20 protein-coding genes are annotated in these 20946 nt (G+C 61.1%); 11 read left to right on the forward strand and 9 right to left on the reverse strand.

Translation table 11 applies throughout. From position 1 onward, the window contains the following. The first annotated feature begins 312 nt into the window (after positions 1–312). Positions 313–1914 (forward strand): methyl-accepting chemotaxis protein, encoded by a 1602-nt coding sequence (locus tag GSVR_RS13250; RefSeq protein ID WP_173202198.1) that lies wholly within the window; start codon positions 313–315, stop codon positions 1912–1914. 154 nt (positions 1915–2068) lie between these two features. On the opposite strand, the gene GSVR_RS13255 is transcribed toward GSVR_RS13250, so the two are convergent. Together GSVR_RS13255 and GSVR_RS13260 are read right to left on the reverse strand one after the other, a co-directional pair. Then, a complete protein-coding gene (locus GSVR_RS13255) occupies positions 2069–2434 on the reverse strand; it encodes a rhodanese-like domain-containing protein (RefSeq protein ID WP_203978667.1) in 366 nt (121 codons plus the stop codon). Positions 2435–2513: 79 nt separating this feature from the next. After that, complete coding sequence (locus GSVR_RS13260; RefSeq protein ID WP_173202197.1) at positions 2514–2987, reverse strand: VOC family protein; 474 nt, start codon at positions 2985–2987, stop codon at positions 2514–2516. A 208-nt stretch (positions 2988–3195) separates the two neighbouring features. Between GSVR_RS13260 and GSVR_RS13265 the strand changes: the two genes are divergently transcribed. Next, on the forward strand, positions 3196–4671 hold the full coding sequence (locus tag GSVR_RS13265; RefSeq protein WP_173202196.1) for a leucyl aminopeptidase: 1476 nt from the start codon (positions 3196–3198) through the stop codon (positions 4669–4671). A 146-nt stretch (positions 4672–4817) separates the two neighbouring features. Then, on the forward strand, positions 4818–5690 hold the full coding sequence (locus tag GSVR_RS13270; protein WP_173202218.1) for an EamA family transporter: 873 nt from the start codon (positions 4818–4820) through the stop codon (positions 5688–5690). Between the two features lie 296 nt (positions 5691–5986). Here GSVR_RS13270 and GSVR_RS13275 read toward each other — a convergent pair whose 3' ends face one another. Both GSVR_RS13275 and GSVR_RS13280 read right to left on the reverse strand, forming a co-directional pair. Continuing rightward, positions 5987–6667, reverse strand: coding sequence for a response regulator (locus tag GSVR_RS13275; protein WP_173202195.1), 681 nt, complete (start codon positions 6665–6667; stop codon positions 5987–5989). A 25-nt stretch (positions 6668–6692) separates the two neighbouring features. Further along, the gene (locus GSVR_RS13280; protein ID WP_173202194.1) at positions 6693–6986 is read right to left on the reverse strand and encodes a hypothetical protein; all 294 of its coding nucleotides are present in this window, start codon (positions 6984–6986) and stop codon (positions 6693–6695) included. A gap of 87 nt (positions 6987–7073) precedes the next feature. Here GSVR_RS13280 and GSVR_RS13285 point away from each other — a divergent pair, with 87 nt between their 5' ends. After that, positions 7074–7919 carry a hypothetical protein gene (locus tag GSVR_RS13285; protein ID WP_173202193.1) on the forward strand — a complete coding sequence of 282 codons (846 nt, stop codon included), beginning with the start codon at positions 7074–7076 and terminating at the stop codon, positions 7917–7919. Between the two features lie 55 nt (positions 7920–7974). Here the strand turns inward: GSVR_RS13285 and GSVR_RS13290 are convergent, their stop codons facing one another. After that, positions 7975–8226 carry a hypothetical protein gene (locus tag GSVR_RS13290; RefSeq protein WP_173202192.1) on the reverse strand — a complete coding sequence of 84 codons (252 nt, stop codon included), beginning with the start codon at positions 8224–8226 and terminating at the stop codon, positions 7975–7977. Positions 8227–8455: 229 nt separating this feature from the next. Between GSVR_RS13290 and GSVR_RS13295 the strand changes: the two genes are divergently transcribed. Continuing rightward, positions 8456–9613: an HD domain-containing protein gene (locus GSVR_RS13295; protein ID WP_370552080.1), complete on the forward strand. Its 1158-nt coding sequence runs from the start codon at positions 8456–8458 to the stop codon at positions 9611–9613. A gap of 81 nt (positions 9614–9694) precedes the next feature. Here the strand turns inward: GSVR_RS13295 and GSVR_RS13300 are convergent, their stop codons facing one another. Both GSVR_RS13300 and GSVR_RS13305 read right to left on the reverse strand, forming a co-directional pair. Then, positions 9695–10453: an ABC transporter permease gene (locus tag GSVR_RS13300; RefSeq protein ID WP_173202191.1), complete on the reverse strand. Its 759-nt coding sequence runs from the start codon at positions 10451–10453 to the stop codon at positions 9695–9697. Next, positions 10450–11376: an ATP-binding cassette domain-containing protein gene (locus GSVR_RS13305; protein WP_173202190.1), complete on the reverse strand. Its 927-nt coding sequence runs from the start codon at positions 11374–11376 to the stop codon at positions 10450–10452. Before GSVR_RS13305 ends, GSVR_RS13300 begins: the two co-directional genes overlap by 4 nt. 208 nt (positions 11377–11584) lie before the next feature. Here GSVR_RS13305 and GSVR_RS13310 point away from each other — a divergent pair, with 208 nt between their 5' ends. The 3 genes from GSVR_RS13310 to GSVR_RS13320 are packed head-to-tail and all read left to right on the forward strand — an operon-like array spanning position 11585 to position 13712. Continuing rightward, complete coding sequence (locus GSVR_RS13310; RefSeq protein ID WP_173202189.1) at positions 11585–12052, forward strand: hypothetical protein; 468 nt, start codon at positions 11585–11587, stop codon at positions 12050–12052. Between the two features lie 23 nt (positions 12053–12075). Further along, positions 12076–13029 (forward strand): ribosome small subunit-dependent GTPase A, encoded by a 954-nt coding sequence (gene rsgA, locus GSVR_RS13315; protein WP_239077327.1) that lies wholly within the window; start codon positions 12076–12078, stop codon positions 13027–13029. Between the two features lie 5 nt (positions 13030–13034). Further along, a complete protein-coding gene (locus GSVR_RS13320; RefSeq protein ID WP_173202188.1) occupies positions 13035–13712 on the forward strand; it encodes a spermidine synthase in 678 nt (225 codons plus the stop codon). A gap of 182 nt (positions 13713–13894) precedes the next feature. Here GSVR_RS13320 and GSVR_RS13325 read toward each other — a convergent pair whose 3' ends face one another. After that, positions 13895–16072: a Tex family protein gene (locus GSVR_RS13325; RefSeq protein ID WP_173202187.1), complete on the reverse strand. Its 2178-nt coding sequence runs from the start codon at positions 16070–16072 to the stop codon at positions 13895–13897. Between the two features lie 228 nt (positions 16073–16300). Next, the gene (locus GSVR_RS22420) at positions 16301–16555 is read right to left on the reverse strand and encodes an FmdB family zinc ribbon protein (RefSeq protein WP_370552036.1); all 255 of its coding nucleotides are present in this window, start codon (positions 16553–16555) and stop codon (positions 16301–16303) included. An 83-nt stretch (positions 16556–16638) separates the two neighbouring features. Here GSVR_RS22420 and GSVR_RS13335 point away from each other — a divergent pair, with 83 nt between their 5' ends. From GSVR_RS13335 to GSVR_RS13345, 3 genes are all read left to right on the forward strand, one after another. Further along, complete coding sequence (locus GSVR_RS13335; RefSeq protein WP_173202185.1) at positions 16639–17235, forward strand: TetR/AcrR family transcriptional regulator; 597 nt, start codon at positions 16639–16641, stop codon at positions 17233–17235. Positions 17236–17557: 322 nt separating this feature from the next. Then, on the forward strand, positions 17558–20011 hold the full coding sequence (locus GSVR_RS13340) for a multicopper oxidase domain-containing protein (RefSeq protein ID WP_173202184.1): 2454 nt from the start codon (positions 17558–17560) through the stop codon (positions 20009–20011). Between the two features lie 62 nt (positions 20012–20073). Next, a complete protein-coding gene (locus GSVR_RS13345) occupies positions 20074–20646 on the forward strand; it encodes a PEP-CTERM sorting domain-containing protein (RefSeq protein WP_173202183.1) in 573 nt (190 codons plus the stop codon). The last annotated feature ends 300 nt before the right edge of the window (positions 20647–20946 follow it).

A 20946-nucleotide genomic window follows, 5' to 3' on the forward strand; every position in this document is an offset into this window, starting at 1 on the left:
CCAAACCGTTTCCACCCCGGATAAATAACGGTCTGATTTACAACGACAAGCCCCTCCGCAGGCGCCGGCCGCTTTTAGGCCTGTCCGAAAAATGACCAGCAGCCGGCACTTTTACTCGTCGAAAACCTCCTGGAAGCCCCTGCAGACGCCATCCGCGGTCGACTCGCCCCCTGAATGAGATCATATCCCCCTAAAAACACAGGCTTTGTGCAGCATGGCACTCAGATTGCTAAACGAGACACATGCGGCCTTTAAAGCAGCGGCCGAATGCCATCGACTCAAGAGGGAGCTATGCGGAAGACGGGAATTTCGATGCGGACGCGATTGGTGTGGTTTTTGGCTGCAGGCATGGCCGCGGGTATCACCATAATGGTCGTTGCCACCGGCGGCATGATCGGCAGTAAAGTGCCGGGGGAAACGCTCGGCCGGCTGTACGCCTTTTATGCCCTGTTCGGTCTGACCTGGCTGTCAATCACGGTCATGGCCGGTTGTATCCTGCTGCGCCGCCCGATGAAAGCACTGGCCGAGATGACGGGGGAGATCGACAGGATGGCCGAGGGGCATTTCAACACCACCGCTGTCGTTACAGGCGCGGGGGAGATCGGTGCACTGGGGGAATCGCTGCAGCGCATGTGCCGATCCCTTGACAGGAGCCTGGGGGGGATCATCGTCACCTCGAACCGTCTGTTTGCATCGGGAGCGACACTTGACGGCAATGCGGAGCGCTTCGCCGCCAATGCCGCCGTGCAGACCGAACGGGCGCACCAGATCGCGACCGCGGCCGAAGAGATGTCGCAGACCATCGCCGACATCGCCAGAAACGCGGCCAATGTCTCGGATACTTCCCGGGATGCGGTGGAGATCGTCAGGGAAGGGAAAACGATCGCCGCCGGCGCCGTGGAAACGGCCGACCGTGTCCACACGGCAACGACCCAGCTTTCGGCCGCCATCACCACCCTCAACGCCAGCATTCTCGAAATCGGCACCTTTGTGACGGTGATCGAGGAGATCGCGGACCAGACCAACCTGCTGGCACTGAATGCCGCCATCGAGGCGGCCCGTTCCGGCGAGCACGGACGCGGATTCGCGGTAGTGGCCGACGAGGTGCGCAAACTGGCCGCACGGACCATACAGGCTACTGCCGAAATATCGAGCAAGATCCGGGCGGTCCAGAACGAGTCCACCCGCACCGCCACATCCATGCAGGACGCCTCCAGCGAGGTGGTCAGGACCTCTCAGGGAATCAGGCAGGTGGAGGTGTCGCTGGACCGGATCGTGGAGGCCTTTGACACGGTCAACGACAAGATCATCGGCATGGCGTCCGCAGTGGAACAGCAGTCCGCCACCACCCAGCAGGTTACGACCGGCATCGAGGACTGTTCCAAGCTGTCGGAGCAGATGGGATACATGGCCGGCGAGGTGGCCCAGGAGGTCAAGGTTCTGGGGGGGATCACCGACGAACTGCTGCTGGTGCTCGGAAAGCAACGATTGGCGGCCCATTTCAGGAGCGGGGAGATCATAGCCGAGATATCCGCGAACCGTGAACTGCTCAGCATGGAGCGCCGGCGCCAGGAGATCTGCCTGCGCCAGATGCTGCACACCCACCCTTTCATCGAACTGCTGTACGTCACCGATGCCCACGGCAGGCAGATCACCTCGAACATCGGCGGCGACAGCGACGGCTCGGCATCCTACGGCTCCGACGGATTCGGCATGGACTGGTCGAACCGGCCGTGGTTCACCGGCGCCAAGGGCAGCATGGGCAGCCACATCACAGACCTGTACCGCTCCATGGCTACCGACACCTTCTGCTTCACGGCAGCGACCATTCTGAAGGATGGACAGGACCGCTTCCTGGGGGTGCTGGGGGCTGACATCAATTTTCAGCGTTTCGTTCAGTCACAGGGGCTGTAGGGACACGGCAGTTCCCATTCTCTTTCGAAGCGGATACCGGCTCAGGCCGTCAGGCAGATCGCTTCGGACCATCGGCAATGCCTGCGGAATTGACGGGAGATTGTCACCGATGGTGGGGCAGATAGTGAAGCGGCTGAAGTTGGCCTGCAGGGGCTTACTTCACCACGTGCCGCTTCAACTCCTGGGAGGCCTTCTCCATGGTCTGCAGGTTGACCAGGTCCTGATACCCGGCCTTCTTCAACGCCTCCAATGCCAGCCCGGTTCTGCGGCCGGTGCGACAGTAAAGGTAGATACGGGTCTTCTTGTCCGGTGCAACGCCCGTGATCCCCTGCTCGATCCTGTCGTGCGGAATCAGTACCGCCCCTTCCAGATGGCCGGCCTTCCATTCCGCTTCAGTACGGACGTCGATCACAACCGTCTGGGGGGCCGCGACGCGCTGCTGCTCCCCGGCGGACGCGCCGAAAGCGATCTGCAGCAGAAGTGAGACAGACAGTGCCAGCATTGCAAGAATCTTTCTCATAGTTGCCCTTTCCCTCGTTGAATAGTGCAAGGGGACGGCTGCCGTATCAGCCATCCCCTTGCAGTTGCCGGCGTTTTTATCATTTCCCGGCCATTTTTGCAAAGGCCTCCTTGGCCCCTTCCCGGATCTCTTCCGGCGTCAGGTCCCGCGTATGCGTGGCCAGCATCCAGTTGTAGCCAAAGGGATCGTTCACCGAACCGGCGCGGTCACCCCAGAACATTTCCTCAACCGGCATCTGGACCGTGGCCCCCGATTCGACCGCCCTCCTGAAAGCCGCATCCACATTCTCCACATACAGGTAAAAGCCGACCGGCGAGCTGCCCAGGGTTTCCGCGCTTTTGCAGGCCTGTTGCGGATGTTCTTCGCCCATCATGATGATCGAATCGCCGACTTTGAGTTCGGCGTGCATTATGCCTGTGCCCTCCGGGCCCGGCATAACGAACCGTTCCTCGGCGCCAAAAGCGCGTTTGTAGAAATCGATGGCTTTGCGCGCATCCTTGAACACAAAGATCGGTGTGACACTGTGATAGCCTTCCGGAATTGGATGTGCCATGATCGTCCTCCCTGCGGGAGCCGGGCCGTCTCCCGTTCGTGTCGTTTCCGGCCTGTTCGATGATGTGCCCGTTACTGTATAATTATACAACTTCTTTTTTCCGGATGCCCCTGTTTATGACAGGTGAATTCCGTCGTGAATCTCCCCTGTTGGATGGTATTATTAGACCAGGCTGACCGCACTGCGACTCCGGCCGGAAAGGCACCCCATGAAAATCGACGTCATCTCCACTTCCCCGCTGAAATATGCCACTCCTGCCCTGGTGATCGGTTGTTTCGAAGACGGGAGCGACGAACTGTTTACCGCCTGCGATGCCGCCCTGGACGGCTGCCTCAGTCGTCTGGCCGCCACCAGGGAGTTTAGCGGCAAGCTCAACAGCACCCGCCTGATCCATACCCTGGGCAGACTGCCGGCCGAACGCCTGCTGTTGGTCGGGCTCGGAAAAAGGGATGCGCTGAACGACGAGCGGCTGCGCCAGGCTGCCGGTAATGCCGTCCAGGCGCTGCGTGCGGCGCGCGTGGCGAATTTCGCCTCGGCGCTGCCTCTGGCGGGGGCTGACACGGCCCTGGAGGCGGCCTGCGAGGGGGCTTTGCTGGGCAGCTACAGCTTCGACGAATATAAGACCAAGGACCGCGCAGAGCGCTTCCTGTTCGAAGGTATGACCCTGCTGCTGCCCGAGGGGATCGCCGGAGAGGGGCGCACCCGCATCGAAAAGGTCCGGGCCGTCTGCCGGGGCGTGAGCCTGGCCCGCGATCTGGTGTCACATCCGGGCAACGTGGCCACGACCGGGTATCTGGCTGCGACGGCCCGCGAACTGGCAGCGCGCCATTCGCTATCCTGCACGGTGTTGGAGATGCAGGAGCTGGAAAAGCTCGGGATGAATGCCCTGGTGATGGTCGGCAAGGGCTCAGTCGAGCCGCCGCGCCTGATCGTGCTGGAGTATCGCGGCAGCGACGACAGAAGCAAACCGCAGGTGCTGATCGGCAAGGGGATCACCTTTGACGCCGGGGGCATCTCGCTCAAGCCGGGGCCCGGGATGGAAGCGATGAAAACCGATATGGCCGGAGCAGCCGCAGTGCTGGGAACCCTGGAAGCGGCAGCCCTGCTGAAGCTGCCGGTCAACCTGATCGGAATCATTCCCACGGCCGAGAACATGCCCGACGCCAAGGCCTTCAAGCCGGGGGATGTGATCACCTCCCTGTCCGGGCAGACCATCGAAGTCACCAACACCGATGCCGAGGGTCGCCTGATCCTGTGCGACGCGCTGCACTACGCCCGGACCCACTACAAGCCCTCGGTGATGGTCGATCTGGCGACCCTGACCGGTGCCTGCGTAGTGGCTCTCGGGCATGAGGCCAGCGGACTGATGGGGAACGATCGTCGGCTGATCGAAAGCCTCAAACGGGCGGGCGAGCGCTGCGGCGAACGGGTATGGGAACTGCCGCTGTGGGACGAATACGGCGAAACCATGAAAAGCGACATAGCCGACCTGAAGAATGCCGGCAGCCGTGACGGCGGCAGCATTACCGCCGCCTGGTTCCTGAAACAGTTCGTGGGGAGGACTCGCTGGGCCCATCTGGACATCGCCGGCACTGCCTGGAGCGACAAGACCCGCCCCTGCTCGCCCAAGGGGGCCACCGGCGTGGGAGTGCGCCTGCTGATCGAATACCTGCGGGGACGGTGACAAATGCATCCCCGTTGCCGGTGCCGGAGATGCTTTCCGGCATCGGCAGAGGGGCATTCCGGCAGGTCTGGCGCCCTCGGCAGGAAAAAGGGGGCGCCTGTCAGAAATCGCTCTCAATCCCCTGCAAGCTCGTCTATAATCCCCCCATGTCGACCCTCGCCTTCACCCTGATCGTTATCTCGGCCGTAATGCACGCACTCTGGAACATGATGGTCAAGAGAAGCCGGCACAAGACCGTCTTCATCTGGTGGATGTTCGTTGCCTCGGCCGGCCTGTTTACCGTGATGCTGCCGCTGGCACCGGAACCGTTCGGGTGGCCCGCTCCCCGCACGCTGGCGCTGATCGCCACGGCAGCCGTCTGCTTTGTGCTGTATCACCTCTTCAACGGACGCGCCTACCGGACCGGGGATCTGTCGGTGGTGTATCCCCTCTGCCAGACCTCGATGGTCTACGTCCCGATCTGGGGAGCCGTGCTGCTGAGCGAACGCCTGACCCTGGCGGGACTGTGCGGCATCCTACTGGTGATCTTCGGCACCTACACGGTGCAGTTGCAGCGCTTGTCCGCACTCGAGCTGACGCGTCCCTTCCGCGATCTGCGCACCACCTCGGTTCAGGCCGCCCTGGCAGCCGGTTTCATCTATTCAATCGGGTCCATTGCCGAAAAAACCGGCGTTGGAAACTACTCTCCGCTCTACTTTACCTACCTGCTGGTACTGGCGATGCTGGCTCTGATGAGCTTCAACCTGCTGCGGCCCAAATACCGGGCGTTGATCATGGAGGAGTGGCGCGAACACTGGCGCCTCATCCTGTGCAGCGGACCGGTCATGATGGCCTCCTTTCTCACCTTCCGCTACGGCCTCAACCGGGCGCCGGTCAGCTATGCCGTGCCGGTGCGCCAGGTCAGCATCCTGGTGGGGGTGCTGATCGGCATCCTGTTTCTGGGGGAGTCGTTCGGCAGAATCAGACTGATGGCAGCCGCGCTGATTCTGGCGGGTGCCGTCCTGATCCGGCTGGGATGATTCCGAAGATTTTCGGGCCTGCCAGTGTACTCTTTTCAGGCCAGCACTGCTTTGAACGCGATGACGCCGTGAGGGTTATCCGACTGCCGGCAAGGGAAACGGGACTCTGTCGAGGATCCGACGCTGATTTTGGAAGCATTGCGCAACGGCATGACAAAGGAGAAACTCGGAAACGGGGGTGCGGGGTAAATCCGGGTGGGAGCTTGGCTTGGAGTTGCTTCTGGACATCTGCGGAAGCTGACATACGGAATCCGTATGGTACGCTCCGGATATGCCGAACCGGCGATGGCGCCGGCTCACGAATCGAGGGTATGCCTGATCTTTTTGAGAAGTTCGAGGGGTGACATCGGTTTCTGGATGAAGTTGAATTTTTCGACCCCACCCAGGCAATCGGCGGCATAGGCGCTCATCAGCACCACCTGGGCATCCGGCTGCAGTTCGAGTATCTCCTTGTAGGCCTTGACGCCATCTTTGCGCGGCATCATCACATCCATCAGAATCATGCTGATGCTCTGCATGTTGTTTTTGAAGGTTTCGACCGCCTCCTGGCCATCTTCGGCCAGCAGGATGTGGTATCCGAATTCTCTCAGCAGTTGGGACAGCATTTCGCGAAGCTGGATTTCGTCGTCCACCAGAAGAATCGTCTCATTTCCCCCGTAATCGGTACACTGGCTCAACATGCCCTCCCCCTGGTCGCTTATCCAATTGCCGTACACCAGTTTCTGATCGAGCTTCTGCAGCCTGGCGCTGTTGTACTTCAGCAGCAACTCGATCTCCGCAAGTATCCGCGATGCAGAGACATTCAGGGCGCTGGCCAGTTCGAAAATGGTGACAAGAGTCGGCTGCTGTTTTCCGCGCTCCAGCTGCGAGATAAACGCACGCCCGAGAGAACTTGATATGGACAGTTTCTCCTGGGAAAAATTGCGTTCCTTTCGCAGCCTGCGGATCACCAGGCCGAATGCTTCTTCAATGGTCAAAAAATCCTCCCGAAATTTATCTTTTTTAAATATCAAAAAAAATTGAAACAATCTGTTGTCTTTCAACAACATTCATTCGGAAAGCGTCACGAAATCCGCCCCGGATGATCGGCACCAGCCCCTTCTTCGGCCGTTGCAGAAGGTTGACTTCCGGGATTATGGAATTAAAATTTATAAATGCCTGACGATAACCCAGATACCGAACATTGGCAAAGAGTGGGGGATGGAAGGGCACAGGGCTCGCCTGGATGCCTGGTTGCCGGAAATCGTTGGAGTACCGGCAGCCCGGCATTTTTGCATCTGCGGAAAAGCCCGCCATTCCCGGGCACCATGAACCATGGACGGCGAAGCCGCGCCGGAGCGTCGGGTGTCGCCGGTTCAGCGGTGATTATTATCGGAGGATAGCATGAATAAAAAATTTCACAACGTGGCGGTTTTGGTGGAGTTCATTGCCGGTTCGGGACTTGCCATCTTCTTTCATTGGGTGCTGCACTACAAGGAAGCTGCCTACACAATCTTCGGCATCGGCATTCTCCTGTCCCTGGTCACCTACCTGATCAGGGAGGAGATCGAAAAGACGCGCGAGGACGTGCTGGAGAGCTATACCCATGCCCATGAGATCACGTTCGCCATAGCCAGAATCGAGGACCCGGAATGCCAGATCAGGGCGCGCGAACTCCTGTCTTCGTCCATGCGCACCATTTCGCTGCTTGAGCAGGGCTTCATCCCGCTGGAGGAAATGGAATATCATCTGGAAGGGGCAAAGCAGATGGAGCAGGCCTTTCACAGCGTCAAAACCGTTGACCCCCTGTCGAGCGGTCTGGATTTGCGGGGAGCGCTGGTCAATTTTTACCAGGCCGAGCAGCGCGCCAGGGAACGCGGAATCAGGGTCAGTCGCATCTTCATCGGCAGCCGCGAAGAACTGGCCATGCCGGAATTCCAGAAGATTCTTACTGCCCTGCATCATGAGAACGTCGGCGTGCGGATAGCATTTCGCGACGAGTTGCCGCCGATCGGCGCCATCGGGAAGAACGACACGGTGAATTCACTCGATTTCGCCATCTACGACGACCGCGTGGTGGTCGATGTCTACGGCAAAACCGGGAAGTATTTTGGCAAGAAGACCGCCCGCACCAGCGAAGTGGCCAAGTATCTCCATCTCTACGACCTGATCGAACACAGTTCCCACGCCGTCACCCTGGAGCAGGACAGGATCGTGCCGGCCAACGACTTCATGCCGATAGCCGCCTGAAGTCCGGACAAAAAAAAGACCGGCTGGTAGCCGGTCTTTTTTTTTTGCTGTTCGTCTAGCGACGCGTAATGGTCTTTTGAGCGGTCTGTTTCTCCGGCTTGGCCCGGCTCTTTTCGTTTTTTTCGGAACCCTTGGCCTTGTTCAGCGCTTCTTTTGAAATGGTCACCGTATCGGTCGTGGCCGTAAGAATCGCCTGACCGGCCCTCATGGAGGCCTGCGCCGATGCCTGCTGCTGGGTGGGGGGCGTCACCTGGTCCAATTCTCGCAGGCTTGTGGCCAGATTACTGCCGGAAACTACTGACACCATGGTATCCGCCTCCTTGCAAAGATTCAGACACAGGTCACTATAGTTTTATAAGTACCGTTTTCGCAAGCAAAATTTGGTATACTCCTCCGGGCGCCGTGGCCGAAACTCCCCCTGAACGCTTCGACGATGCCGGCATGGCTGCCTGCATTCCAAAGGGAGGACTATCCTGAATTCAACCATCGAAATCATACGGCAAGTATTCCCACCCCACTGTCACCGGCTGGTATTCCTGGTCGGCGGCAGCGTCCGCGACCATTTGCTGGGGCGCGAGATCAGGGACATCGACCTGGCCGCCGCACTGGCGCCTGCGCAGCTTCGTGCCGCCGGTTTCCGGCTGGTGGAGGGCAAAAGCACCGATCCGATCTGGTTCGCGAGCAACCCATCCTTCGGCACGATCGAACTGACGGCGTTGGCTGATACCCCTCTCCTCGATGCCGATCTCGTCCGCCGCGACTTCACCGTCAATGCCATGGCCATGGACCTGTCCGGCAGGCTGATCGATCCCCTGGGAGGACGCGGCGACCTGGAGGCCGGCCTGTTGCGGGCATGTACAAAACGCACCTTTGCGGACGATCCGTTGCGCATCTTCCGGGCCTTCCGCTTCGAGGCGGACGGTTGGCGCCTGAGCGACGATACGGGGGAGCTGATCCGCTCGCAGGACTGGTCCGGCAGCTTTGAAACGATTCCTGTAGAACGCTTCAGCCGGGAAATGGTAAAGGCGCTGTCAGCCCCCCATCCGGAGCGTTTTTTCCGGGACATGCTCGAATACGGTGTCGGCCGGCAGTACCTGCCCGAACTCTTCCGTATGGGCGGAGTCCCGGCCGGCCCGCTTGCCCACCATCCCGAAGGGGATCTCTGCACCCATTCGCTCCAGGTGCTCGAGCGGCTGTCGTCCCATTCCGACAGCCCTCTGGCCCGTTTCTGCGCCCTGTTCCATGACATTGGCAAACTCGCCACCGATCCGTCCGAATACCCTGCCCATCACCGGCACTGCCTGAGCGGCTTCGACATGGCCCGTCCCTTCAACCACCGTCTGCGGCTGCCGGCCGCTTTCGGCACGGCCCTGGCCTGGACCAGCCTGCTGCACGGGCACCTCAACAGATGGAGCGAACTCAGGGATTCGACCAGGATAACGACCGTTGAAAAGGCTGTGAAAGGGGGTATCGCCGGAATCCTGCCGTTGGTCTCGGCCGCGGACAAGGGGGCGGAGGGAGAACCGGCGGACTGGACTGAAATCATGCGGATCGTCCGGATGAACACAACCCGGCTCGGCATCGAGCCGGACCGGTTGACGAGCATACCGGCTCCCCAACGTCCGGACCTGATCCTGCAGAGGCGGATCGAGTACCTGCGCCGGCACCGCTGCGCGAACCAACCGGAGGGTTAATTCTGGGAACAGGGCGGAAAGCCGGGATCGACAGGGGTCCTCTCAGGCCGGCAGGATGAAGGTCCGGGGGGCGGTTGCCGGCTATTCCGACATCTTGCGACGGAAGATCCGCACGGCGGCAATGAACGTGATCAGGGCCATGACAGCCACCTGGGCTCCGAAGGCAGCCGAGAAGTCGCCATGCACCAAGGCATGGCGGGAGCCTTCGAACAGGGCGGTGGTCGGCAGCGCCTTGATCCAGGGCACCAGCGTGGACGGGTAGGAAGAGAGGGGGAAGAACAGCCCGGACATGAAGATCAGCGGCATGATCAGGATCGCTTCGACCCTGCCGATGGTTTCGGGCTTGTCCATGATCGTGCCGGAGATGACGCCGGCACAGGAGAACAGGGCTGAGCCGGGGATCAGGAAAGCCAGGTAGGCCAGCAGATTGGCGGGAGCAAACCTGAAGGGGGTGATGGCGAAGATCACCAGCGCAACGCTGAGCCCCTTGATGAGACCATGGGTGAAACCGGAGAAGATCTTCGCCACCACGATCTCGGATACGCTGATCGGGGTGACCCGGTAGGATTCGATGGTGAACTGCACCCTGCGGTGGAACCAGAGGCTCCAGACGCTTTCGCTGTAGGCGGCGTTGACCGCTGTCATCGTGATCAGGCCGGGGGCGATGAACAGACTGTAGGGCACCCCCTCCACCTCACCGATATAGCCCTTCATGCCAATGCCGAAGGCCAGGTAGATGGTGAGCGGATACGCCACCACCGCCACCAGCTCCGACAGGATACTGCGCCGGAGCACCAGCATGTCGCGCCGCCAGATTGCCACGGAACCCTGCAGCTTCATTCGCGCACCCCCGCGCCGGTCAGGCTGATGAACACATCCTCCAAGGTCCGCTCGCGCAATGAAATGCGCCTCAGCGGCGCCCCGTTCAGGGCAGTCACCACTTCGGACAGGCATTCCCAACTCTCCAGCGCCACCTGGACCGTCCGGCCAACTGCGCTGACGCCGCGCACGCAGGCCATGCCCCGCAACAGGTCCCTGTAGCGATCACCTTCCTCGCCGAACTCGATCTCGTACACCGTATCGCCGGTCAGGCGTTCCTTCAGTTCCTGGGTAGTACCCTGGACGATCAGGCGGCCGTGGTCCATGATGGCGATCCGGTCGCAGAGCTGCTCGGCCTCTTCCAGATAATGGGTGGTCAGGAAAATGGTCATGCTGCCGGCAATCGAGCGGATATACTCCCAGACCGCCCGCCGCGACTGCGGGTCCAGCCCGGTGGTCGGCTCGTCCAGGAACAGTACCTGCGGCTGGTGCACCAGTGCCCGTGCCACCACCAGCCGGCGCTGCATGCCGCCGGAGTAGGTATCGGGAAAATCCTTCTGACGATTGGCCAGCCCCATCAATTCCAGCAGCTCGTCGATCCGCTGGCGGTAGAGCCGTGCCTCCATGCCGTGCAGACGCGCGTGCAGTTCCAGATTCTCGCGGGCAGTCAGGTACCGGTCCAGGCTGTTCTCCTGGGGCACCACGCCGATCAGGCGCCGGATCTCGCGCCCCTGACAGCGGATGTCGAGCCCCTGAATCAGGGCCGTTCCGCTGGTCTGGCGCATCAGGGTGGTCAGGATGCGGATCAGGGTGGTCTTGCCGGCGCCGTTGGGGCCAAGCAGGCCGAAGATCGACCCCTGTGCCACCGTGAGGTCGAAATCCTCCAGGGCGGTCAGGCTGCCGTAGCGTTTGGTCAGCGACTGGGTAATGATAGCGGCGTGCATGAGAACCATACTAGCACACAAAACGCCGGAAATGAACCGCATCAGGGCCCCCCGCGGCTGCCCGGAAAATATCGGGACCCTGCCGAACAGCTTTGACACCGGCCTTCGAGTTCGGGTATACTGGCTCCAATCTGAAACGCACTCCGCACGGCCCGCGGCATTTCGGCGCGGGCTTTTTTTTTGGAAAATCCCCACGACAAGGAAAAGCATGAGAACCACCACGTTATCTGCAGGAGACATCATCGAGGCCCGCTGCACGCGGTGCCGTGACATATTGAATCATCGCATTGTCGCCATGGTCGGCGAAAAGGTGGTGCGGGTGGAGTGCAACACCTGCGGAGGAGTGCACAACTACTATCCACCCCCATCGGCCAAATCGGCCTCCTCCCCCCGGCAGGCTTCCCCGCGCACCGGTGCAACTGCCCGCGCAACCTCGACCGGTACGCGTTCCGTCAAAAAGGACCCGGTCGAGGCCGAGCAGGAAGAGTGGAGCGCGCTTCGTCCTGCCATGCAGGTCGAGCGGGCGCTTGCCTATGACCTGAACGGCAGATTTACAGCCAACACGCTGCTGAATCATCCCGCGTTCGGACTCGGCATCGTGAAACAGGTCATCCCCCCCAACAAGATGCAGGTGTTGTTCGAGGACGGAATCAAGCTGTTGCGTTGCCAGGCCTGAGGCGGTCCGGCACGGAGTGAGGCGTGAAAGACAAGCCCTTCAGAAGCGGAAGCACCAGGCCCACGAGCGGCGTATCCGGTAACGGTACGGAATGTGAGGGGCTGATCGTTGCCCACCACGGCGTCGCGGTGGAGGTGCGACTCGCGGACGGGTCCCGTCGCATGGTCCGCATCAAGCGCAACTCCGGGCATGTGGTCGGCGACAGGGTTACGGTCACGGGCGAAACGCTGCAGCGATTGCCGCGCAGCACCGAGCTACGCCGCGGTGATGCCCGGGGCGGCGTACATCTGGTGGCAGCCAACCTGGATGTGCTTGGCATAGTGGCTGCCCAGCTGACGCCGGCCGGATTCATCGACCGGGCCATCGTGGCGGCGCGTGCCGCAGGACTCGCCCCGTTCCTGGTGATCAACAAATGCGATCTGGAAGAAATGAGCCAGGTCAGCGCCGCTCTGTACAGTCTCTATACCGGCTCACTCCCGATCTTCCCCCTGAGCGCCCTCACCCGCACCGGACTTGCCCCTTTGCAGGAGTTCCTCAGCTCCGGGCACCGCGGAGCCTTCGTCGGTACGACCGGCGTCGGCAAAAGCGCGCTTCTGAACGCCCTCTGCCCCGACATCGACCTCAAGGTCGGCTCTGCCAGCGAATACAAGCACATGGGACGCCACACCACCACCGTTGCCACCCTGCACGCACTGGCCGGCGGCGGCGAACTGGTGGACACCCCCGGTTTCCGCGACTTCGGTCTGGTGGACATCACCGTGGACGATCTGGCAGCCTACTATGCCGGTTTCGAGGAACATGAAGGCTTCGCCTGCCGCTTCCGCAACTGCCGGCACCGTTCGGAGCCCGGCTGCGCTGTGGCCGCCCTGCTGGAGCAGGGGCGCATTCCGGCCGAGCGCTATGCCACCTATCTGGATCTCCTGAGCGAAGTGGAAGCCGGCGAGGAAGAGTCCCGCAGCAGGAACTGGAGGAACTGAGCACCATGGCACAACCCTGGAAGATCATCGACAGGATAGAAACGGACGAAGGTGCTTTGGAGCTGCGTCAACGGGGCGAACGCGACTTCCTGATCATGATCGGCAATCAGGTTCTGATGAACAGCCTGGCCAACCGCTCCGAGGTAGAACTGGGACGACTCGGTTGCCGCGGCCTGCAGGAGCGGGAGCGTCCGCGGGTGCTGGTGGGCGGGCTGGGGATGGGCTGCACGTTGCGGGGGGTGCTCGACAGTCTGCCCGCTGCGGCCGGCATTGTGGTGGCGGAACTCAACCCGGTGGTGCTGGAATGGTGCCGGGGACCGCTGGCGGAGCTGACCGGCAATGCCGTGGCCGACCCGCGCGTCGAGGTGCGGATCGGGGATGTGGCCGATCTGATCCGCCGCAGCGCCGCCGAGGGGGGAGAAGCGCGCTTCGATGCTCTCGTGCTGGACCTCTACCGGGGACCCCACGCGAAAACAGATCCTGTCGGCGACCCCCTTTACGGCAGCCGGGCCATCGAGAACATGCGGCGGGCACTCAGACCGGGAGGAACGGTGGCAGTGTGGGGCGAGCAGTACGACGAAGGCTTTGACCGGCGCCTGCAAAAGGCCGGATTTACGGTCAGCACCACCCGCCCCGGCCGGGGCGGGCTGCGTCACGCGGTTTTTCTGGGACAATTGAAATAACAACGGCAAACTATCGCTCACAGGGATGAACAGGATAAGACCTGAAAGGCCTGTGACCCCAAATTCTTCCGGTCCTGATTTTTACAATCCTTTCAACTCCTGTCTATCCCTTGATTTTTTTTTGAAAAGTTTTTCCTCTGTGCCCTCTGTGCCAGAGGCCTCTTAACGTCCCCTTCCCTGCTTCAACTCTCCCCCTGCGGTGCCTCCTTGATGGAAAGCGAGATCCGTTTGCGCTGCGGTTCCACTGCCAGCACCTTGACCTTGACCACCTGCCCGGTCTTGACGGCATCGTTGGGATCCTTGACGAAGCGCTTGGCCAGATGGCTCACGTGCACCAGCCCGTCCTGGTGGACGCCGATGTCCACAAAAGCGCCGAAAGCGGTCACATTGGTCACCACACCCTGCAACACCATATCGACCTTCAGGTCGCCGATCTCGCGGATGTCCTCCCTGAAGGCGGCGCTCTGGAACTGACTGCGCGGGTCGCGCCCCGGTTTCTTCAGTTCCGCGATGATGTCGTTCAGGGTCGGCAGGCCGATCTCCTCCGTCACGTAGCGCCGGGGATCGATGCGGGCGATCAGCGCCTGATCCGAAGCCAGCTGCGTCAGGGACACCCCCAGGTCGGCGGCCATGGCCTCCACCAGCGGGTAACGCTCCGGATGCACGGCGGTGTTATCCAGCGGATGCTCCCCTCCCCTGATGCGCAGGAAGCCGGCCGACTGTTCAAAGGCCTTGGCCCCGAAGCGCGCTACCTTCAACAGTGCCTGCCGCGAGGGGAACGGGCCGTTTTCGTCGCGATGACGGGTAATCGCCTTGGCCAGTGACGGTCCCAGACCGGAGACATAGGACAACAGCGCCCAGGAAGCGGTGTTCAGGTCGACCCCCACGTAGTTGACGCACGACTCCACCACACCGTCCAGGGACTTCTTGAGCAGGGACTGGTTGACATCGTGCTGGTACTGCCCCACGCCGATGCTTTTCGGATCGACCTTGACCAGTTCCCCCAGCGGGTCCTGCAGCCTGCGGGCGATCGAAATGGCCCCCCGCACGGTCAGGTCCAGATCAGGGAATTCCTCCCGGGCGATGTCCGAGGCCGAATAAACGCTGGCGCCCGCCTCGCTGACCGAAACCACCGGCAGGTGTCGTCCCGCACCGGCCAGGGTCTCCCGGGAAAAAATCTCCATCTCCCGTCCGGCAGTACCGTTGCCCACCGCAATCATCTCGATGCCGTGCGTCTCCACCAGGCGCAGGAAGTCCTGCCGGGCCTGGGGAATACGCCCCTCGCCGATGTGCGGATAGACCGTCACATGCTCCAGAAAGCGTCCGGTGGCATCCACTGCCGCCAGTTTGGAGCCGGTGCGGAAGCCGGGATCTATACCCAATACCCGTTTGCCTCCGGCCGGCGGGGCCAGCAGCAGGTCGCGCAGGTTGCGGGCAAAGATCGCGATGGCTTCCTGGTCCGCCCGCTCCTTTGCCTCCAGGCGCAGTTCCACCTCGATGGAGGGAGAGATCAGCCGCTTGTAGGCATCTTCCGCAACCCGTTCCAGCAATGGTGTGAAAACGCTCTCCTGCCGGATCAGGCGCGCCTTCAGGCCTGACAGGATCTGCTCGGCCGGCGCATCGATCGACAGATAGAGCACCTCCTCCTTCTCGCCGCGGCGCATGGCCAGCATGCGGTGGGAGGGGATCGCAGTCAGCGGTTCCCGGTAATCGTAATACATCTCGAACTTGGTGACCTGCCCCTGCTTGTCGGACGCCACCCGCGAGACCATCACCCCCTGCTCGCCGGTCAGGCGGCGCGCCACGGCGCGGCTATCGATATCTTCGGCCAGCCGTTCGGCCAGAATATGGCCAGCCCCTTCCAGGGCCGCAGCCGCATCGGGCACCTCCTGTTCCGGATCGACAAATGGCTGGGCTGCCTGCTCCGGGCTGCCCTCCCGCAGTTCCTGGGCCGCGATGATGTCGGCCAGCGGCTCCAGCCCCCGCTCGCGGGCAATGGTCGCCTTGGTGCGGCGCTTGGGCTTGTAGGGGAGGTACAGGTCCTCGACTTCGTTTTTCTGGCGCGAATTCTCGATGCGCTGCCTGAGCTCCGGAGTCAGCTTGCCCTGCTCTTCAATCGAGCGCAGCACGGTTGCCTTGCGCTCCTGCAGCTCGCCGAAATAGCACAGCTGCTCCTCCACGAGGCGGATCTGCACCTCGTCGAGTTCCCCGGTACGTTCCTTGCGATACCGGGCAATAAAAGGGGCTGTGGCACCTTCCTGCAGCAGTTCGACGGTATGTTCGACCTGAAACGGTTTCAGTCCGGTCGCTTCGATGATATACGGGACAACGATGCATGCCTGTTCTGCGGTCAATTTCATTACGGCTCCTGTATCGGTGATGTAAGGGAGCGGCATACTACTACAGATCCGCAAAAAAGACAAAAGGACGCAGGGGCAGTGCTGCCTGAAAGGTGGGAGTCAACGGGGAATTGGCGGGATGGACTGAGGAGCGCGCGCCCGATGGAAAATGAACGCAAAAAGGCCGGCACGCGTGGGGCCGGCCCGGGCGTTAGCGGGACAGGTATTGCCGGTTTCTCGACCGCTGCTTCAGATGCGGGGCTGTGGCAGACGCCGGTTCTCCCAGGCATGGGCTTCGCGATACTGCAGCAGCGCAAATCCCTTGTTGCACTGAGGACACACAACTCCACCGCGGCGGTGTTCACTGATCGTGGACACAACCTGGAACTTTTTGCCGCACCCTTCACAGCGGTATTCATAAATCGGCATGGCGATTATCTCCTTTTCCGGCCGGTGTGCCGTGACACGTCCCATTCTAACGAACGTTTGATTTATATGTACCATATCCCCGGCAGAATGCAATGAAACTTTGAAGCCCGATCATTTTTTTGTCGCGCATTCCGGGGGAGGTCTGATAGGGTACGCCCATGGACCGACAGGATTACCGCACCAGATTGGTTTCAACCGCTACCGCCCTCTTTGCGGAGCGGGGACTGCATGGCGTCAGCATCAGGGAACTCTCCACCGCCGCCGGCGTCAGTATATCGATGGTTTCGTACTACTTCGACGGCAAGGAGGGGCTGTACTGGTCGGTCCTGCAGGAACAGTTCGCCTGTTTCGATTACATCGACGACATCCGGGAAAAGGATGCCACCCCGCTGGAGAAGATCGAAGAATACATCCGCTGGTCGATCAAACGGCACCGCAGCAACCCTCTGCTGCTGCGTTTCTACACCAGCGAACTCACCACCCCTACCCGCGGCTTCGCCACCATCGTTCAACCCGCCATCCGCAAGGTGCTGCAGATCCTGATCGAGATTATCGAGCAGGGTATCGCGCAGCAGCAGTTCCGCCAGGGGCTGAACCCCGAGGACACCGCCCTTGCCATGGCCGGCATGGTCAACTATTACTTTCTCAGCACCCTGGCCACCCAGGAGTTCATCAACCACTCCCCCGAGCGGGACGAAGAGCTGATCCGACACTACATGGACATATTCACCACCGGCATCGTGCAACGCAGCTGAACGCCCGTAACGGGCTCGCTTTCCCCACCTTTGCGGTTCCATTTCCGCCCGCTGTCCTGCCCCTTTTTAGTGTAAACACAATCCGGCGAAGCGTCGGAACACTTTACACTCTCCGCCACCCTCAAACCAAATTACACAACAACATTAAATAATTAAAATTAGGCACCCTTATTGCTGTGATACGTCTCATTGCGGTTAGTCCAAACGCCGATGTCTCGGTCCGATTACAGCCGAGGCATCATGCGGCCATACTCCAGTGATGCCTTGGTGCTTGTCCTAAAATCAAGCGGCTAATCTCCAAAGAGAAAGGAGCACACACGACATGCATGACGGAACGGGATTCAAACGAAGGGCTGTCGCCCTGGGAGCGGGGCTGGTCCTGTTGACCCAGGGGCACATGACTGTTGTATCGGCCGCGCCGGTGCCGGGAGGCACGCTTGATCCGACCACCATCCCCAAATTTGCGACCCCCCTGGTCATACCGCCGGTAATGCCGAAAAGTACCGTCCAACCCGGCAATCCTGCAGCGGACTACAACATTGCCGTGCGCCAGTTCAGGCAGCAGATCCTGCCATCCGGTTTCCCGTCCACCACGGTCTGGAGCTACGGCCGAGCCCAAGATGTCCTGCCGGCGAATTTCGTGGCTCCGGCCCCGCTTTCCAGCGGCATTTCCTTCAACTACCCCGCCTTTACGGTGGAGAATACCTCCGGCAGCCAGACAAAAGTACGCTGGATCAATGACCTGAAAGATGCCAGCGGTAATTTCCTGCCCCACCTCCTGACCGTCGATCAGACCCTGCACTGGGCCAATCCGCCTGCCACCGGCTGCGCCGACGGCGGCAACCACACCGACTGCATGACCATGAATCCGGCTCCCTATACCGGTCCGGTTCCGCTCGTGACGCATGTCCACGGCTCCCATGTCAACCCCCAGAGCGACGGATATCCGGAGGCATGGTGGCTGCCGGCGGCGAACAACATTCCGGCCGGCTATGCCAAACGGGGGTCCAAGTTCGACCAGTTCGACAACACCAACACGGTTCCGGGATCGGCGTATTACGGGTACGAGAACAACCAGCCTGCCGCAACGCTCTGGTACCACGACCATGCCCTGGGCATGACCCGCAACAATGTCTATGCCGGACCAGCCGGATTCTGGCTGATCCGCGGAGGAATCAACGGCGACGGCCATGTCAGGGACAACCAGGGCAACATGGCCTATCTACCCGGCCCTGCTCCCAAGACAGCGGGGGGGGATCCCAACTTTACCCCCTCGGTGCGCGCCAAGATCCGCGAGATCCCCCTCGCGATCCAGGACAGATCCTTCAATGCCGATGGTTCCCTGTTCTACCCCGGCAACCGCGCCTTCTTCGAAGAGCTGAACGTTCCGGCGCAGCCCGAGCAGTTCCCCGGGGCCGGGGTACTGGACATTCCTTTTGTACCCGGCTCCGACATCGCCCCTATCTGGAATCCGGAGGCCTTTTTCAATACCATGGTGGTCAATGGCAACACCTGGCCGCAGCTGGAAGTGGCACCCGCCCTGTATCGCCTGCGCCTGCTGGACGGCTGCAACTCCCGTACACTCAACCTGGCCCTGTTTCAGGTTCTGAATCCCGGTACAGCCAACGAGACCCTCGGAGCGGAGCTACCCTTCTTCCAGATCGGGGCCGAGCAGGGCTTCCTGCCCAAGGTGGCCATGATACAGACCGGTTTTGCCGCCCAGCTGCCGGGCAACGGGACCCTGCCGACGGTTACCCCTGATCCCGCCAATCCGAGGGCGCTGTTGATGGGGCCGGCCGAACGGGCCGACGTGATCGTCGACTTCCGCAATCTTCCCACTGGTACCGTAGTCCGCATGATCAATACCGCGCCGGATGCCCCCTTCGGCGGTTTCCCGGATGATCCCTCCGATCCCGGCACCACCGGTCAGGTGATGCAGTTTGTGGTCAACAGCACCCTCACGCAGGCAACGGACGCCACTGCCACGCCTCCGCAAAACCTGGTCCTGCCGGCGGAAGGCCAGCTCGGGGCCACTACCAATACCCGCCAATTGACCCTCAACGAACTGGAATCGAATCAGGTATGCGTGCAGGAGGTCAATGGCTCGCTGGTGGCCATTCCGAATGTGCCTTTCACTCCCGATGATCCGTCGGTTTTCCTCAATGCCTGCGCCACTGCCGGCGGATTCCCGATGGGGCCCAAGGCAGCCCTGCTGGGTGTCCTGACGCAGGATGCCGGCAACAATCCGATCAGCATACCAAAGCTGTGGGCAGAACCGGTCACCGAAGCCCCGCTGCTGAATGCCGTCGAGGAATGGCAGATTTTCAACACCACCGTGGATGCCCATCCGATCCACCTGCACTTGGTGCGCTTCCTGGTCCTCGATCGCCAGGATTTCGACCCGGTCACCTTTGCCCCGCTCGGATCGCCGACCCCGGTCAATCCCAACGAGGAAGGCTACAAGGACACGGTGGTGGCAATGCCGGGGCAGATCACCCGCATCAAGGCCAAATTCGACATCCCCGGCGAGTATGTATGGCACTGCCATATCGTCGAACATGAGGACAACGAGATGATGAGACCATACATCGTTCGCTTCGACCCGAACTTCCCCGACTTCAACCAGGACGGCAAGGTCGACAATGCGGATTACGCCATCCTCCTGGCGGAGATCCGCAAGACAACGCTCCGCAATCCGGCCTTTGATCTCAATCGGGACGGCAAGGTCGACCTGCTCGACGCCCGCTTTTTCTACACCATAATGCAGGGTATCTAAGCGATGCATACGGCGGCCATCCGCAGCGATGACCGCCTCACCATTCATTCAAGGAGACCGTCATGAAGCGATTCATCCCGATGTTCATCCTGTTCTGCCTGTTCGCGCTGACCGGCCATGCCCTGGCCTACAGTGTCACGCTCTCCCCCAACTTCCAGTCGATCCAGACCGGCGGCAGTTCCCGGGTGGATGTAAACCTTTCCGTCACCCCCGGCGAACAGCTGTTCGGTTTCAACCTGGCCCTCACCTTCGACCCTGCCATCCTGCGCTTCGACAGCCTGCTGTTCAGCACCCCGATCACAAACGACTACCTGGCCGGCTTCACCCCCCCATCGGCCGGCAGCACCAACATCGTGACCTTCGACGCCGGACTGGCCTCCCTGAACGGGGTTACCAGCGATACTACGTTGGCCTCGCTGTACTTCACCGGCATCGGCGTCGGCACCAGCCAACTCGATCTCTCCGGCACCGTTCTCGACCTGGACCCTGCCACAGACCTGGTACCGGTCAGTGCTACCGGCAGCATCCAGTCAACCTCTGCTCCGGCCCCGGTTCCTGAGCCTGCCACCTGCCTGCTGCTCGGCTCGGCTCTGGCAGGCATGGTCGGACTGAGGAAAAAACTCCAGAAAGCATAAGCTCCCCCCAACGGCCCGTCTCCGGTGAGACGGGCCGTTGGGGGCATTGCGCCAGAGCCGTGACCGCCTCCGTCTCTGTTGGAGCAGGCGTTTACCTGGCACCCCCGTTGCTCCGCCACCTCCCTGACATACCTGTTCCTGCCGTGGACTACTCCCCTGCAAACCCTCAACCTATCCCGCTGAATACGTTCCGCACGATGTTTCATGGGCAAACCCGTCCGGCAGGTGATCGCCCTCTGCACCGTTCAACGCAGAGGGAGGCACGTTTCCGGAATGAAGCTATACTTCTAGAAGGTGACA

It is taken from the genome of Geobacter sp. SVR (assembly GCF_016865365.1).
GTDB lineage: Bacteria > Desulfobacterota > Desulfuromonadia > Geobacterales > Pseudopelobacteraceae > Pelotalea.

Coding starts and splice junctions, on each gene's coding strand:
- GSVR_RS13265 (WP_173202196.1), top strand. CDS start 3,196: ATGAAAATCGACGTCATCTCCACTTCCCCGCTGAAATATGCCACTCCT.
- GSVR_RS13260 (WP_173202197.1), bottom strand. CDS start 2,987: ATGGCACATCCAATTCCGGAAGGCTATCACAGTGTCACACCGATCTTT.
- GSVR_RS13255 (WP_203978667.1), bottom strand. CDS start 2,434: ATGAGAAAGATTCTTGCAATGCTGGCACTGTCTGTCTCACTTCTGCTG.
- GSVR_RS13340 (WP_173202184.1), top strand. CDS start 17,558: ATGCATGACGGAACGGGATTCAAACGAAGGGCTGTCGCCCTGGGAGCG.
- GSVR_RS13335 (WP_173202185.1), top strand. CDS start 16,639: ATGGACCGACAGGATTACCGCACCAGATTGGTTTCAACCGCTACCGCC.
- GSVR_RS13280 (WP_173202194.1), bottom strand. CDS start 6,986: ATGGCGGGCTTTTCCGCAGATGCAAAAATGCCGGGCTGCCGGTACTCC.
- GSVR_RS13305 (WP_173202190.1), bottom strand. CDS start 11,376: ATGCACGCCGCTATCATTACCCAGTCGCTGACCAAACGCTACGGCAGC.
- GSVR_RS13285 (WP_173202193.1), top strand. CDS start 7,074: ATGAATAAAAAATTTCACAACGTGGCGGTTTTGGTGGAGTTCATTGCC.
- GSVR_RS13290 (WP_173202192.1), bottom strand. CDS start 8,226: ATGGTGTCAGTAGTTTCCGGCAGTAATCTGGCCACAAGCCTGCGAGAA.
- GSVR_RS13300 (WP_173202191.1), bottom strand. CDS start 10,453: ATGAAGCTGCAGGGTTCCGTGGCAATCTGGCGGCGCGACATGCTGGTG.
- GSVR_RS13325 (WP_173202187.1), bottom strand. CDS start 16,072: ATGAAATTGACCGCAGAACAGGCATGCATCGTTGTCCCGTATATCATC.
- GSVR_RS13310 (WP_173202189.1), top strand. CDS start 11,585: ATGAGAACCACCACGTTATCTGCAGGAGACATCATCGAGGCCCGCTGC.
- GSVR_RS13250 (WP_173202198.1), top strand. CDS start 313: ATGCGGACGCGATTGGTGTGGTTTTTGGCTGCAGGCATGGCCGCGGGT.
- GSVR_RS13345 (WP_173202183.1), top strand. CDS start 20,074: ATGAAGCGATTCATCCCGATGTTCATCCTGTTCTGCCTGTTCGCGCTG.
- GSVR_RS13270 (WP_173202218.1), top strand. CDS start 4,818: ATGTCGACCCTCGCCTTCACCCTGATCGTTATCTCGGCCGTAATGCAC.
- GSVR_RS22420 (WP_370552036.1), bottom strand. CDS start 16,555: ATGGTACATATAAATCAAACGTTCGTTAGAATGGGACGTGTCACGGCA.
- GSVR_RS13320 (WP_173202188.1), top strand. CDS start 13,035: ATGGCACAACCCTGGAAGATCATCGACAGGATAGAAACGGACGAAGGT.